9 protein-coding genes are annotated in these 15,603 nt (G+C 65.1%); all 9 read left to right on the top strand.

What is annotated here, in order from left to right:
* The first annotated feature begins 2 nt into the window (after window positions 1–2).
* The 9 genes from QQM37_RS08830 to QQM37_RS08790 all read left to right on the top strand — a co-directional run bounded on the left by QQM37_RS08830 (window position 3) and on the right by QQM37_RS08790 (window position 15,567).
* Window positions 3–1,334, top strand: coding sequence for a DUF58 domain-containing protein (locus QQM37_RS08830; RefSeq protein ID WP_285726610.1), 1,332 nt, complete (start codon window positions 3–5; stop codon window positions 1,332–1,334).
* On the top strand, window positions 1,331–3,784 hold the full coding sequence (locus QQM37_RS08825; protein ID WP_285726607.1) for a transglutaminase-like domain-containing protein: 2,454 nt from the start codon (window positions 1,331–1,333) through the stop codon (window positions 3,782–3,784). Before QQM37_RS08830 ends, QQM37_RS08825 begins: the two co-directional genes overlap by 4 nt.
* Complete coding sequence (locus tag QQM37_RS08820) at window positions 3,781–5,451, top strand: RDD family protein (RefSeq protein ID WP_285726606.1); 1,671 nt, start codon at window positions 3,781–3,783, stop codon at window positions 5,449–5,451. The genes QQM37_RS08825 and QQM37_RS08820 overlap by 4 nt, the downstream gene beginning before the upstream one ends.
* Window positions 5,448–6,566 (top strand): PP2C family protein-serine/threonine phosphatase, encoded by a 1,119-nt coding sequence (locus tag QQM37_RS08815; protein WP_420030144.1) that lies wholly within the window; start codon window positions 5,448–5,450, stop codon window positions 6,564–6,566. The genes QQM37_RS08820 and QQM37_RS08815 overlap by 4 nt, the downstream gene beginning before the upstream one ends.
* The gene (locus QQM37_RS08810) at window positions 6,544–8,124 is read left to right on the top strand and encodes an FHA domain-containing protein (RefSeq protein WP_285726604.1); all 1,581 of its coding nucleotides are present in this window, start codon (window positions 6,544–6,546) and stop codon (window positions 8,122–8,124) included. Before QQM37_RS08815 ends, QQM37_RS08810 begins: the two co-directional genes overlap by 23 nt.
* Complete coding sequence (locus QQM37_RS08805; protein ID WP_285726602.1) at window positions 8,121–9,923, top strand: serine/threonine-protein kinase; 1,803 nt, start codon at window positions 8,121–8,123, stop codon at window positions 9,921–9,923. The genes QQM37_RS08810 and QQM37_RS08805 overlap by 4 nt, the downstream gene beginning before the upstream one ends.
* A gap of 51 nt (window positions 9,924–9,974) precedes the next feature.
* Entirely contained in the window at window positions 9,975–10,679 is a 705-nt protein-coding gene (locus QQM37_RS08800) for an FHA domain-containing protein (protein WP_285726600.1), read from the top strand.
* An 11-nt stretch (window positions 10,680–10,690) separates the two neighbouring features.
* Entirely contained in the window at window positions 10,691–15,133 is a 4,443-nt protein-coding gene (locus QQM37_RS08795) for an FtsK/SpoIIIE domain-containing protein (RefSeq protein ID WP_285726598.1), read from the top strand.
* 161 nt (window positions 15,134–15,294) lie between these two features.
* Window positions 15,295–15,567: a hypothetical protein gene (locus tag QQM37_RS08790; RefSeq protein WP_285726596.1), complete on the top strand. Its 273-nt coding sequence runs from the start codon at window positions 15,295–15,297 to the stop codon at window positions 15,565–15,567.
* The last annotated feature ends 36 nt before the right edge of the window (window positions 15,568–15,603 follow it).

Raw genomic sequence — 15,603 nt, 5'->3', positions numbered from 1 at the left:
CCGTGGCATCTGGCTCGCTCCTGGGTTCCGTCCGCGCAACCCTGCGTCAACCTTTCAGCCGGAACGGTTCCCCGACCCGGTTGCACCCCGTCTCATTGTGGGTGGAGCTCCGTCGCGTCCTGGTCCTGCTGATCGGGCCACTGCTCAGGACGGTTGGCGGTTGGTTGCGCAGGGTTCTGGGTCCGGTGTTCGGGCCGGTCTCAGCGCTCGGCTGGGTGGTGCTCGCCGTCGTCGTCCTGCTCTGGGTGCTCGGAGCGGTATTCCACTGGCAGGAGGCACTGGCCGCAGCCCTGGTGGGCACCCTCGTGCTCGTGGTCGCCGTGGCCTTCATCCTGGGCCGTTCCGCCTACGGGGTGACCCTGGATCTCGCGCTGACCCGCGTCGCGGTGGGGGACCAGGCCGTGGGCAGCGTCACGGTGACCAACACCTCGGCCCGGCCACTGCTGCCAGCCACCCTGGAACTCCCGGTGGGGGAGAACCTCGCCGCTTTCCACCTGCCGCGGCTCAGACCGGCGCAATTGCATGAGGATCTTTTTGCCATTCCGACCGCCCGCCGTGCCGTCATCGTGGTCGGCCCGGTGCGCTCGGTACGTGCCGATCCCTTCCATGTGCTGCGTCGCCAGGTCAAATGGACGGACGCCACCGACCTCTACGTGCACCCGCGCACCGTGCCACTGGCTGGCTCCGCCGCCGGCTTCCTTAAGGACTTGGAGGGTCTGCCGAGTTCGGAGCTGTCCAATGCGGATGTTTCCTTCCACGCGCTGCGCGACTATGTTGCCGGAGACGACCGCAGGCATATCCATTGGAAGACCACCGCCCGCACCAACACTTTGATGGTGCGTCAGTTCGAGGAAACCCGGCGGGCGCACATCGCCATCGCGCTGAGCATCAACACCAGCGAATACGCCCACGATGACGAACTGGAACTGGCCATCTCGGTGGCAGGTTCGATCGCGATCCAGGCCAAACGCGAGCAACGGGAGCTGAGCCTGCACGACCAGCGCGGACCACTGCACGATTCCTCCGCCCGGCGCGTGCTTGATGATCTGACCAGGATTGTCGGTGCGGCCAACCTGCCGAATTCGGTGGACCTGGTCCGCACAGTGGCCGACGCCGTTCCCGGTGCTTCCGTGGTGTTTATTGTCGTCGGAACCCATGTCACGGCGGCTCAGCTGCGCGCAGCCTCCGCCGCCATCGCGCCCGGCATCCGCTGCTTCGCGATCCGCTGCAGCCTGGGGGAGCAGCCGCGACGGAACAACATTGCGGATCTCACGGTGCTGACCGTGGGCGATCTCAACGATTTAGGATCCATTTTGCGCAAGGCCATCGCATGAGCGCCACCACCACTCGTTCTCAGGCCCGGGCTGCTCAGGCATGGGGTTCCCAGGCGCGTCCCTGGCAGATCGCGCTCGATGCCGGCGTGCTGTTCCTCCTGTTGGCCCTGGGGGTACTCGGCTTCGCGCCGACGTTCGGTGGCGATCCGGCCTACCTGCTCGCCGGGCTGGGCGGGGCGGCCCTCGGGCTGGCACTGGCCTACGTTGGGGCACGATGGCGGCTGGGCGTCATCGTGCTCACCGCGAGTTTCGTGCTGGTCTACCTGCTCTTCGGTAGCGCCCTTGCCGCACCGCGGGAGGCTTTCCTTGCGGTGCTGCCCACCGGTTCCTCGCTGAAGGGCCTGCTGCTGGGCGTGGTGTTCGGCTGGAAGCAGCTGCTCACGGTCGCCGCCCCGGTAGGAACCTCGGTGGACATGCTGGTGGTCCCGTATCTGGCCGCGTTGATTGCCGGAGTGTTCGCCGGAACTCTGGCCTGGCGGCTCCGCTCCGCCACCTGGGCCATGATCCCTGTGCTGGCGTTCTTCCTGGTCAGCATTATTTTCGGCACCTCGGTGGGCTACTTCCCGGTGCTGCGAGGCACCGTTCTGGCCCTGGTGGCTCTCGCCTGGCTGGCCTTCCGTCGGGAACTGGCCCGGCGTCGATCCTCGGTGGCGTTGCTGAGCAATCAGGCGGGAGCGGACCAACTGGTCAACCGCTCCACGCAGAACAGCCGGTTGCTGGCTGGTGCGCTGGTGGTCGTGCTGGTCGGCGCGGGCTCCTTCGCAGGAATCTCGCTGTTCGCTCCGGCGGATGGTCGCTCGGTGCTCCGCGACGTCGTGGTGCCGCCGTTGGATCCGAAGGATCTGCCTTCTCCGCTGACCTCCTTCCGCAAAGATCTGGGCACGGACGAGAAGACCGTGCTCTTCGATGTCGCTGGCCTCCCGCGGGATGGGCGCGTGCGTCTGGCCGCGATGGACAGCTACGACGGCATCGTCTTCAACGTCGATCCGAACAGCTCCGGTGCCTTTGCCCCGGTGGGTGATCCGCGCGCGCTGGACAGTGCTGCGCTCAACGGTCAGAGCAGCCTGCTCACCTTCACCATTCAGAAGTACAACGGGGTGTATCTGCCGAGCGCCCGGGTGGCGCGCAGCATTCAGTACACTCCGGCGAACGGCAACGTCGGCACGCTGTATCTCAACCGGGAATCGGATACGGCGGTGAAGCTGGATGGTTTTGCCCAGGGCGATAAATACCAGGTGGCGGTGGCCTTCCCGCCCACCGTGGACCCGAAACAGCTGGCCACCGCCAGCCTGGCGGAGACGGGCCTGCCCAAGCTGGACAACGTGCCGCAGATCATCGCCACCAAGGCGAACACGATCGTCGGCAATGCCACCACTCCCTATGACAAGATCAAGGCTCTGACCGACTACTTCCGGACCGCCGGCAAGTACACCACGGGTATTCCGCCCCAGGTGGTCAGCCTTCCGGGACACGGCGCCGGGCGCATCTCCAGCTTCCTCACCGCCAAGGAGCTGGGGGGCAATGACGAACAGTACGCGGTGACGCTGGCCCTGATGGCCCGACAGATCGGCATTCCGGCGCGCGTCGTGATGGGTTTCTACCCGGATTCCAAGAGTCCGCTCAACGGAGCCTCGAGCGCGCCGATCACGGGCGGCGACGTTCATGCCTGGGTGGAGGTCAATTTCCAGGGCTTCGGCTGGGTGCCCTTCGATCCCACCCCGGACAAGGACCACGTGCCCAGTCCGCCGGAGCCGCAGAATGCCTCCTCGCCCAAGCCGCAGGTGCTCCAGCCGCCCCCCCCGCCGCAGGAGCGTGCGGACCTGCCGCCGGATTCCACACCGGATCCGCTGGATGACAACAAAAAGGGCAAGGACTTCTGGGCCGTGCTCTGGCAGATCCTGGGCACCGTGGGGCTGGCGCTGATTCCGGTCGCCACTGTGCTGCTGCCCTTCCTGCTGATTGTTTTCTTCAAACGGCGACGCCGGACGCAGCGTTCCCAGACGGGCGATCCTGCCAGCCGGGTGGGTGGTGGCTGGAACGAGATGCTGTCCCTGGCGATCGACCTGGGCGTCCCCGTCAACCAGCGGGCCACCCGCAAGGAGTCCGCGCAGACGCTGCAGGAGGCGTTCCCGGTGCCGGGGGCCACCACGACGGCGCTTGCCAGCAGGGCCGATGCCGCCATCTTCGGTGCGGGCCAGCCTTCCGAAGCCGAGGTGGCAGCCTTCTGGCAGGAGGTGGACAGCTCGCTGCAGGCGATCACCTCCTCGCTGGGGCGCTGGCCTCGGTTCCGGGCCCGGTACTCGCCGCGATCGTTGCTACGGGAGGCTTCAGCAGCCCTGAGCCGCCGTGCTGCGGCCCGGTTGTCCCCGGAGGGGAGCAGGAAGCATGATGGTCCGCAAGGGAAAACCCCACAGAGGAACACCAGAAGCAGGCGGAAGGAACGACGATGAGCCCGGTGGCCACGTGCAGGAACTGCGGGGCGCAACTCGTGGCCGGAGCCTCCTTCTGTACCCTCTGCGGCGCTGCCGTGTACAACAGGGCGGTACGCCAGGCCTCCGGCAGCGACAATACTGGTCAGAACGGCAGCGGTCAGCGCAGCGACGGTCAGCGGGGTGCGGACTCCGATGATCAGTCGGGGCGTCAGCTTCAACTTCCCGGCATCGTGCCGGTGACACCCTTTCAGCGGGCACCGCTGGTAGCGCCACGGGCCGATCCGACCGGGGTGGACCTCGATCTGCCTGATCTGGTGACGGCATCGGCGGGAAGACGCCTGGTGGCCAAGCTCGTCGACTACGTTCTGCCCACGCTGTTGTGCACGGCTGGGTTGATCGTCGGAATGCTCACCATCGTGCGGACCAGAGTGGACTGGCAGGTGGTGGAGATCAACCCGCTGGGCCTGTACCTCTGGGGCGGTGGTGCGGCCCTGCTGAGTCTGTTGTACTGGGTGGCGCTCTGGTTCTGGGAGGCGAAAACGGGAAACACCCTGGGGAACGCCATGGTGGGCATCCGCACCACCTCGGTCCAGGGCCTCGCACCCGGTCTGCTGGCCATTCTGGTGCGCAACCTGCTGATCGCCATCGCCTTCGGGATTGCTGTGATCGGCGGAGTGGTGGTGATGATCTCCAATCTCTGGGATCGCAACGACCGCAAACAGGGTTGGCATGACAAGGCCGCCCACACCCTTGTCTTCACTGTGAAGACCGGTCGTAACCCGGTGACCACTGGTGGGGTGATCCCGGCGACGCGCCAGGCTGATGCGCCCCTGCCGACCATGATGCCGGTGAATTCTCCGGTTGCCGGTGCGGCGCCCCAGACTCCACCGCGGGCGGCGCAACAGCAAGCCGGGCCGCAGCCGCCAGTATCCCGACCGCCAGCGCAGTATCAGGTCTCCCACTATCAGCCCGCTGTAGCACTGTCTCCGATGGCGCCATCCTCGGGAGCTGAGCCGCAGCCGCCCTACACCCACCCTGCAGCGCGACCCCAGGTGCTTTCGATTCCGCCGACTCCCACCCCGCAGAGTGGCCAGCAGCAGGCCCCCGCACCGGTGAGCCGGACGGCCGCGAACAGAGCGTCATCGGCCCCGGAACAGCACCAGCCTCCCGGCGTGCAGAATCACTTCGTCCAGCCAGCTCCGCCCCCTCCGGTGGCCAGTTTTGCGCCCCCGGTATCAGCTGCGCCAGGGTTCATGGACGCTGAGCTGGAGAAAACCCAGGTGCGGGCGCGGCCCGGCGCAGGGGGGCACGCTGTTCAGCCTGAACCGCCAGCACCTGCTGCTCCGGCCCAGCCTCCGGTCTACCGATTGAGCTTCGATGACGGCCGAATCATGGATATTCGTGGCACGGTGCTGATCGGACGCAATCCGGCTGGCTACGATGGAGAAATGATTGACCAGCTGATCGATGTGCAGGACCAGAGCAGATCGATCTCCAAGACCCATCTGCACCTGGTGGCGAGTCCTGACGGAGTGTGGGTGACCGATCGTGGTTCGACGAATGGCAGTGCCCTTGTGACATCAGAAGGCCAGAAGACCAGACTTCATTCCGGGGAACCGTTGCTTGCCCGCCCCGGGGTGGTGGTGCGCTTTGGCGACCGCACCCTGACAGTGGGCCGCCCGTGAACGACTTTCCGGCCGACGTCGATGCAACACCCTCGTCCGTACCCCCGCACCCCAGCTCGCCCCCCACGACGACCGGGCAGACCGCAAGAGCGGATGGCAAGGCGGCGCGGCAGATCCGTCTGGCCGTAGGAGCACTCAGTGATCGGGGTCTGCGTCGCGAACTCAACGAGGACTCCTTCGTGGCACTCGATCCGCTCTTTGCCGTTGCCGATGGCATGGGTGGGCATGAGGCCGGGGAAGTAGCGTCAAGCGTATGCATCCAGGCACTGTCCACCGCGGAGGGGCTGGCTCCCGGTTCCCGGTCCGCTCATGCAATCGACGTCCAGACGGCACTGGCTGCTGCCGACGCCAGGATTCGGGAACTGACGGATTCCCGGGCGGGCACTACGGCCACCGGCGTGGTGCTGGTGGAAGAGGGTGGCATGTTGTGCTGGCTCATTTTCAACGTGGGTGATTCGAGAACGTATCGCCTGCATCAGGGGCATCTGCAGCAGGTCAGCGTGGACCATTCGGAGGTCCAGGAATTGGTGGACGCGGGGTACATCACGGAGCAGCAGGCGCTGGTTCATCCGCGGCGGCATGTGGTCACCCGGGCACTGGGCACGGGCGATGATGCCGAGGCCGACTACTGGTTGATCCCGGCGGAGAACGGGGATCGCTATCTGGTCTGCTCCGACGGGCTGACCGGGGAGCTCTCGGATTCCCATATCTTCCGGATTCTCTCCACGCTCGGTGAGCCGCAGGCCGCGGTGGATGCGCTGGTCCAGGCGGCATTGCGATCCGGGGGGCGAGATAATGTGACCGCGATTGTGGTCGATCTTGTGGACTCGGTGAACACCTCTGAAGAAGCTCTGCTGCGGACCACCGCACCCCGACCCGATGCAGACACCGATACGTTGCCGCGGCTCGATCCGCGTCCAGATTTGGCGGGGGAGGATGTCACGGAAGCGATTGCTTCCGACGAAAATCCTCCATCAGGAGAAAGCCGCGATATTCTGGACCTCGCGAGTGAGCTGTTGGGAAGTGAAGTTCCTGCTTTCGATCAGCTTCACACAGCACCGCCTGAGCACGCCGATGCAGAAGAGGACCGTCATGAGCCAGATCGCCTACCGTAGCGGATCCTGGCTCGGCATCGTCCGCGGTACCACCGTCGTCATCCTCAGCCAGAACACCCTTCCGGCAGCCATGGCGGAGCTCTGGGACTTCCTCCAGGACGCACCCCCGGTTCATGAGGTACTCAATCGGGTGACTGCCAGCTTCGGCACCGAACTGACCGGCATGCCGCCTTTTGGCCTGATCTCCTGGGCGGATCAGGGGCGCGTGGTGCTCCGGGGGGATATGACGCTACGTGCGGCCGATGGCGATGCCCCGCTGGTCTCCGGGCGGGACGTCACCACCTGGAGCGAACGGGCTTTGTCGCTGGACACACCGTGGATTCTGGAACTGGCTGAACCCCGTGGCGGCTCGATCGATATGCCGTTGGGTGAGGGCGTGGTCCTGCTGTCCCGCCTTTCATTGCAATGGGCACCCGCCGCGGTGGAATCCGCCGCGCCGGATCTGAGCCGCACGCTCAGTAGCCAGGACCTGCCTGAGGCGGAGGAGCCGTTGCTGCCCGCCGCGGAGCCTGTTCCTGCGGAGCCTGTTCCTGCTGAGCCGGAGCGGCCGGAACACACACCAGCAGTGCAGGCACCCCCGGCGCCCGAAGCTGAGCCTGACGATCTGTTCCCGGCGGAAGTCCTCGAGGCCACAGGAAGCTATGACCATCTGTGGGACCGCACGGTCTCACGGTCCATTGAGGATGCGGCCATCCGTTCGGTGGAAGGCGTGGAGCCTGCGCGGGGCGCCGAGGTTCCGCCCGCTCCGATGGTGGCCCCGGCTACCAGCGCGCCGCAGACACCACCTCCGGTGCAGCACCCCGCTGTCGTACCGGCATCGCCGCCGATGCCGACGCTCCCGACTCCTTCTCCTCTTCCGTCATCGTCTGCCCCTTCGCCTTCGGGACTGATCGATTCGGTGCCCTGGCGGACCCCGGAGGCACCGGACCGCGCTGTTGTCGATCCCGCTTCCGATGATCTCGGCACCGCGAACTACTCTCCGGCGGAGCAAGAGGCGGTGGACCACGACGGACACACGGTGGCCCGCAGCGAACTTCCGCTGGGTTCTGCGTCGGCATCGAACGCCCCCTCGGCTCCGCGCGTGGAGCAGCAGCCGGGCGTACCGATGGTCCTGGCCAGGCTCTGCGCCTCCGGCCATCCCAACCCGCCCAGCTCACCGCGTTGCACTGTCTGCGGGCTTCCGGTGATGGGGGAGGCCGTCATGGCACCACGTCCCTCTCTGGGCCAGGTGAGACTCTCCACCGGTGAGGTCTTCGCCCTGGACCGCTCGATCATCGTGGGCCGGCAGCCCTCCGTCTCCCGGGTACAGGGCCACGGCGTTCCGCGTCTGGTCCAGGTGCTCAGCGAGGCCGGGGATATCTCCCGGTCTCATGTGGAGATCCGGATCGAGGGATGGGAAGTGACCTTGGTGGATCTCAAAGCGACCAATGGTACCGTCTTGGTGCGCCAGGGTCAGGCTCCGCGGCGGCTGGGCCAGGGAGAACAGGCGCTGTTACTGGATGGCGATATCGCGGAGCTGGGTGAGAACCTTTCAATGCGCTTCGAGGGCCTTCCGTGAGCAGTAAAAGACAGCACTCCGCACCACCGGACATTCCCGGCTACCGCTATCTTTCGCTGCTGGGTTCCGGTGGATTCTCCGATGTTTTCCTGTATGAGCAGGACAGGCCACGCCGTAAGGTGGCGGTCAAGGTACTCTTTGCCGATCTGAAGACGGAGTCTGCCCGTCGACGATTCGAGTCCGAGGCCAATCTGATGGCCCAGCTCTCGACGCATCCTTATATCGTGACCATCTATGAGGCGGAGGTCACCGAGAGTGGGCACTCCTATCTCGCCATGGAGTACTGCTCGAGGCCTAGCCTCGATGTGCGTTACCGACGTGCCAAATTCAGCGTCGATGAGGTGCTCGCGATCGGCATTCAGGTCTCCTCCGCGGTGGAAACCGCCCATCGGGCTGGTATAGCACACCGGGACATCAAGCCCGCCAACATTCTGGTCACCGATTACAACAGGCCCGCTCTGACGGACTTCGGCATTTCCGGCACGATGGACGCCGGGCCGGACGAAGACGCCGGAATGTCGATCCCCTGGTCGCCGCCGGAATCTTTCACCGGCGGGGGCAGCGATGGCGTCCGGGTGGATGTCTGGGCGCTCGGTGCGACGCTCTATACCCTGCTGGCAGGTCGTTCGCCCTTTGTGATGCCGGGCTCGGACAACTCTCAGCGGGCCTTGATCTCCCGGATCAGTAACTCCCCGTTACCCGCGTTGGGCCGGGCTGATGTACCGGAATCCCTGGAACTCGTCCTGGCCACCGCGATGTCCAAATCGCCCCTTTCCCGGTATGCCTCCGCACAGGACTTTGCGCGGGCGCTGCGCCGGGTGCAGAACGAGATGGGTTTCTCGCTGACACCTTTTGAGGTCCAGGATGACGTCCTGAGCGAGGATACTCCGGGGAGTCCTTCAGCAGGATCCTCCAGCGATGACGAGACCAGGGTGCGCAGCATCCTCTCGATCGACCCCGAGCATCAGACGGGGCGGAACACCGGCTCGTCGGGTCAGTTCGGGATGACGGGACGGTCGGAGCAGACCACCGACCCGTTCTCCACCCATCAGCGCACCGATCATTACACGATCCCCGGCCAGACCACGGGTCGTGGCCCAGAGGCTTATCAGGGGGCAGCGCCCGGAACGGGCACCTCACCTGCTCCGATGGGTGCTCCCAGCATCTCCAACGTCCCGGGTCTCAACGCGGCCAGGGCACAGGGGCTGACGACGGCGCCACAGGGTTGGACGCCTCACTACGCTCAGCCGGGAGCGATGGACCCTCTGGACGACACGGTCACCCGCGGTTCGATGCCGCAGGCGGCACAGGCCGAGGCACAGGGGCAGAACGGTGCCCAGCAGCCCCGTCGTGGACCCGGAAAACTGATTGCCGTCATCGCCTCGGCCCTGGTGCTGGTGATCGTTGTGGTGGTCATCGTGGTCATCGCCGCCCAGGGGGGTGCCAGCTCGCATTCCTCGCAGTCCACTGGCGCTCAGACGCCGCCACCGGCAGCACTGATTCCTGGAACGGTCCCGAAGGTCACCGACCTCAAACCTGCCACCAAAGCTGACGGATCGCCGAACATCGGCCAGTCCGGTACGGTGTGGACCTGGACGAACCCCGATCCGAAGGACGGGGACCGCTATCAATGGGCTTCTGCCAGTGCTCTGGGAACCGGAGACTATACGGTCATCAATACCACCACGATCTTCGTGCAGAACAATGCCCAGGGTCAGTCATGTGTTTCCGTGAAGCTGGTGCGCAAGGATGGCAGCGCAAGCGATGAGAACCGCCAGTGCGCCCCGGTGCAGAAGTAGTAGTGCCGTACGGAATGATTCATCGGAGGACTGAAGAAGCGAGGAGGGAACATGGCCGGACTGAGCATTGAGTTCTGTGGTGAATGGTATGAACCCGACGAGGACCGTGTTTTCAGCATCGGCCGCGAGGGTGATCTGGAAATTGATGACAACCCTTATCTTCACCGGCAGTTTCTGCAGATCGCCCATTATGACGGCATCTGGTGGCTGACGAATGCCGGGACCATGCTTTCGGCCACCGTGGCGGACGCGGCCGGCGGCATGCAGGCCTGGCTGGCACCGGGAGCCCGGATTCCGTTGGTCTTCGGCCAGACCAACATCGTGTTCACCGCAGGCCCCACCACCTATGAGCTCTCCGCCAGCCTGGAGACGCCGGCGTTCAAATTTCAGAGCAACGATGCCGGGCCGGTGGGCTCCACGACGATCGGACCGGTGATTTTCACCGACTCGCAGAAGGCGCTCATTGTAGCCCTCGCCGAGCCGATGCTGCGACGTGATGGCACCGGTTTCGCGTCCATCCCCACCTCCGCTCAGGCGGCGCAACGACTTGGCTGGGCTCTGACCAAGTTCAACCGCAAGCTGGACAATGTCTGCGACAAACTCGACCGAGTGGGCGTCGTCGGGCTCCGGGGCGGCGGCGGGAAACTGGCCACCAACCGCCGGACGCGGCTGGTTGAACATGCTGTGACCTCGCATCTGGTCACAGCAGACGATCTGCCCCTGCTGGAAAGCATCAAAAACATCGACGAGGACTGAGGCCCCCTGGTATGAGAATTAGGCTCACTCTGCGCCGTGACCCTGAGCCGGCCAAAGATCTTGCGGTCACGGTCGACGGTCTGGCCACGGTAGGGGACATTGCAGCAGAACTGTTTTCTGCTGATCCCGCCCGCCGCGGCGCCAGCCAGCCTGAGGCACTGTCACTGAGGGTCGATGACGCCCCGATGGCCGGTGGCGGTATCACCGGGCAGATCCTGGACCCGGCCACCAACCTGCTCGAATCCGGTCTGCGCCCGGGCTCCACCATCTCCCTGGCACAGGTCAGCGAGCAGTTTGCGCTGCCCGGGCAGAACCGTGGGCCTGCGGCGGCGACGCTTCGCGTGGTCGCGGGGCCCGACGTCGGCCGTGAATTCTCACTGCCGGTGGGGACCAGCTACATCGGCCGTGATCGTCATGCGGAGGTCCGGCTGACCGACCCCCTGACATCTAAGCGGCATGCCCGGATCACCGTGGGGGATTCCATCGAGATCGCGGATGCCAACTCGGCCAACGGCCTGCTCATGGAGGGCATGGCCATCGGCCGTGCCGTTCTGGGACCCAATGATGAGATCACCCTGGGCGACACCGTGATTTCCGTTGTCTCGCTGGGAACCTCGCACAGTATGAGCGGCAATGGCCCGCTGGTGGATTTCAACCGCTCACCGCGCGTTGTCCCACAGTTCTCTCCCACCGATCAGAACATTCCGGAGGGGCCTCAGCGGGTTCAACCACAGCGATTTCCCTATCTGATCCTGATTTCGCCGCTCATGATGGGCGGCATGATGTTCGCCTTCACCGGCAATCCGATGAGCGCAATCTTCATGGCCATGATGCCGCTCATGATGGTGGCTAGCTATGTTGACCAGCGGATGAGTCAGAAGCGACACCTCAAGCAGGCCACCGAGCAGTTCCACGCCTCGCTCGAGGTGTTCCAGGAACAGATGGGTCAGCTGCAGCAGCGGGAGCGCGCGGTGCGCATTGCGGAGAATCCCTCGGTGGCCGAGACGGTGGACGCCATCTATAAACTCGGCCCGCTGCTGTGGACGCATCGCCCTGAGCACCCCGGATTCCTCCAGCTGCGCTGCGGGCTGGGCCGGATGCCCTCCCGGATCCCGGTGAAGGAGCCGGCCAGAAACAACACGGTGGCGGACGTCCAGCGACTGATCGCGAAAACCTACGCAGAATATCTGTACATTGACGCGGTCCCGGTGACCTCGGCACTGCGGCTCAGCGGCGCTTTTGGTCTGGCAGGCCAGCGCGATGTGCTCGACGATGTGGCCCGTGGCGTCGTGTTGCAGGCGGTTGGTCTGCATTCGCCCGCGGAACTGGTGCTGACCGCGCTGACCAGCGCGGAGTCCCGTGGCCGGTGGAGCTGGCTGCAGTGGCTTCCTCACGTGGGTTCGCCGCATTCGCCGCTGGCGGGTGACCACCTCGCGGCCGGGCCCGGGGCCGGCGGCATCCTGCTCTCCAAACTGGAGGACCTTCTGGTGGAACGCGGGGGATCGCTTAATGCCAACAGCGCAGCCCTGCGTGGACCGCTGGATCGGGAGAAGCTGAAGGTTCCGGACCCCGTGGTGCCGACCGTACTGGTCATCGTCGAAGATGATGCCAAGGTTGACCGTGGCCGGCTGGCCCGTCTGGCGGAGTATGGCGCTGACTTCGGTATTCATGTTCTGTGGCTGGCTGCCTCCGTGGCAGCGCTGCCCGCCAGCTGCCGTGATTTCATGCAGGTGGACGGCATGAGCGGTGCGACCACCGGGCAGGTGAGGCTGGGGGAGCTGACCTATCCGGTGAGCTGCGAGAGCCTGGATCTGGGCCTGGCCACGCAGCTGGCCAGGATGCTCTCACCCGTCGTGGACGTATCAAAGCCTGTCGATGACGATTCGGACCTCCCGCAGGCCGTCTCCTGGGCGACGCTCGCTGGTCTGGAGATGGTGGAGAGCACGGCTCTGATTACTGATCGCTGGAAGGAAAACAACTCTGTTGCCTCCAGCGCGGTGCCTAACCGCAAGCATCAGGGATCGCTCCGGGCGTTGGTGGGCTCCAAGGGCATCGAACCGATGTATCTGGACCTGAAGACAGAAGGCCCCCACGCGCTGGTCGGTGGCACCACCGGCGCCGGTAAATCCGAGTTTCTGCAGTCCTGGGTCCTTGGCATGGCGACGGCGTACAGCCCAGATCGACTGACGTTCCTGTTTGTGGACTACAAGGGCGGGGCTGCCTTCGCAGACTGTGTGAAGCTTCCGCACACGGTGGGCCTAGTCACCGATCTCTCACCCCACCTGGTCCGGCGCGCGCTGACCTCTCTGCGGGCGGAGCTGCACTATCGCGAGCACCTGCTCAACCGGAAGAAGGCCAAGGACCTGCTCGCCATGGAGCGCGAGGCGGATCCGGAGACGCCACCCTCCCTGGTGATCGTGGTGGACGAATTCGCCGCGCTCGCCAAGGAGGTCCCGGAGTTTGTGGACGGCGTGGTCGATGTGGCAGCCCGTGGACGTTCACTGGGTCTGCACCTGATTCTGGCGACCCAGCGACCCGCCGGTGTGATCCGGGACAATCTGCGCGCCAATACGAACATGCGTATTGCGCTCAGGATGGCGGATGTTGACGACTCCCGGGACATCCTGGGGGACCCGATGGCGGCGTATTTCAGCCCGTCGATTCCCGGCCGTGGTGCGGCCAAGACCGGCCCGGGCCGGATTCAGGGCTTCCAAACCGGCTACGCGGGTGGCTGGACCACCCGGGTGCCGCAACGCCCGCGGATCGACATTGTCGAGATGGACTTCGGCTCCGGGCCCCAGTGGGAGCAGGAGGTTCAGCAGGCGCCTGCCGAGGTCGATGCCGGGCCGAACGACATTGCACGCGTGGTGACCAATGTGTCTCTGGCGTCCATGGAACTGGAGATCGGTGCGCCGCGGAAGCCGTGGCTCGAAGAACTGCCCACCACCTACGATTTCTCCCGGTTGCCGAACCCGCGCACCGATGAGCGTCTGTTGATGGGCGTGATGGATGATCCGGCGCACCAGGCCCAGCCCACCGTGTTCTACGAGCCGGACCGGGATGGCAATATGGCCATCGTGGGGGCTTCCGGGGCCGGAAAATCGGCGGCTCTGCGCACCATTGCGATTGCCGCCGCCATCACGCCGCGTGGCGGTCCGGTGCAGGTGTATGGCATCGATGCCGGGTCCAACGGTCTGCAGATGCTGGAGCAGCTGCCCCATGTGGGTGACATTGTGCCCGGCGATGATCAGGAGCGGGTGGGGCGGCTGTTGCGCTACCTGCGCGACATCGTCGATCAGCGCACCGAGAGTTTCTCTCGTTTCAAAGCCGGAAACATCGCCGAATACCGGCGGTTGGCCAATCGTCCGGAGGAGCCGCGGATCATTCTGCTGATCGATGGCCTGGGCGCGTTCCGTGAGGCGTATGAGTTCAAGCCCGGAATGACCCAGTTTGAAACCCTGCAGCAGATCGCGACGGACGGCCGGCCCCTGGGCGTTCACGTGGTGGTGGCTGGAGACAGCCCCAAGTCCCTGCCGCCGTCGCTGGCCGCATCGATCCAGCGCCGACTGGTGCTCCGGATGGCCTCGACCGATGACTACCTGAGCATGGGGGTGCCGCGCGATGTGCTGAGCCCGGCGTCCCCGCCCGGGCGAGGCCTTCTGGAGAAGCAGGAGATCCAGCTCGCGGTCTTCGGAGGAAATGCCAACCTGGCTCTCCAGGCGCGGCAGGTGGAGAAACTGGCGGAATCCATGCGTCGGCAAGGCGTGCCTGAGGCACCCGGCATTCTGGCGCTGCCGGAGAATATCGATCTTGACGTCCTCCCGACGGGCCAGCCTGGCTCCGTGGTGATCGGTGTGGATGATTTCAACCTGGAACCGGCTCAGGTGGTCACCTCCGGTGCGCTGATGGTCACCGGTCCGCCAGGATCAGGACGCACGACGACGCTCGTCACCCTGGCCGAGGCGCTCAGGAAGTCATCCCCGGGAACCCGGCGCGTCTATCTCGGCGCCAGGAAGTCCGCCATCGCCTCGCTGGGCGTGTGGGACGAAGCCTATGCCACGCCTGCCCTGGTGGGGCCGGAGCTGGCGCGGCTGACCCTGCTGACCGAGGAACCCGCAGATCGGGTGGCCTTCTTTATCGAAGGTGTCACTGAATTCACGGATTCACCGGCGGAAATGGACCTGGTCGCCTTGATCAAGGCGGCCGTCAAGGCAGGGCAGTGGGTGGTCGGTGAGGCCGAGACGTCTACCTGGTCGGCCGCCTGGAATCTGGCAGGTCTGTTCAAGTCGGGCCGCCGTGGCGTTCTGCTCAATCCCGGTGATATTGAGGGAGATACCCTGATGAACACCCCCTTGGGCCGTATCCGTGGCAACCGGTTCATTCCTGGCCGGGGTTACGTGGTGGGCCGTGGGAAGGCCTTCAAAGTGCAGGTCGCCAATACTCTGGACAGATGAGAAACTGGGTTTTGGCCCCGCAGGGGGCGGTTCATGGGGAGTTCTCCCCATCGACACTCCATGGATTTATCTCATAGATTATGTGTAGTCGCCCGATCGGAGAAGCCGAGTGGGTATGGCCTCCGGGAAGCACCCGGACGCCGCAGTGAAAGGTGATTTTCATGAGCGATGCATTTCTCGGTAACAATCCTCAGGACATGCAGGATCTGGTCAACAAGATCAACCAGGCCGTCACCGACATCCAGAACGCAGTGACGGGTCTGGATGCCAAGGCCACCTCCGTCCAGTGGAACGGCCCGGATGCCAACAACTTCAAGCACACCGAGTGGCCGGCTCACAAGGCCAAGCTGAACAACATCGTCCAGGATCTGCAGACGGTCAGCCAGACGGTGTCCAAGCAGCGCGAGCAGCAGATCACCACCTCGGCCAACTAAGTTCTCGCTGGCCCAGACTTCACCTTTCGGTGAGGT

The organism is Psychromicrobium xiongbiense (genome assembly GCF_030271165.1).
Taxonomy (GTDB): domain Bacteria; phylum Actinomycetota; class Actinomycetes; order Actinomycetales; family Micrococcaceae; genus Renibacterium; species Renibacterium xiongbiense.
Note: the sequence above shows the minus strand (reverse complement) of the source record. Positions and strands in the feature narration are given on the sequence as shown.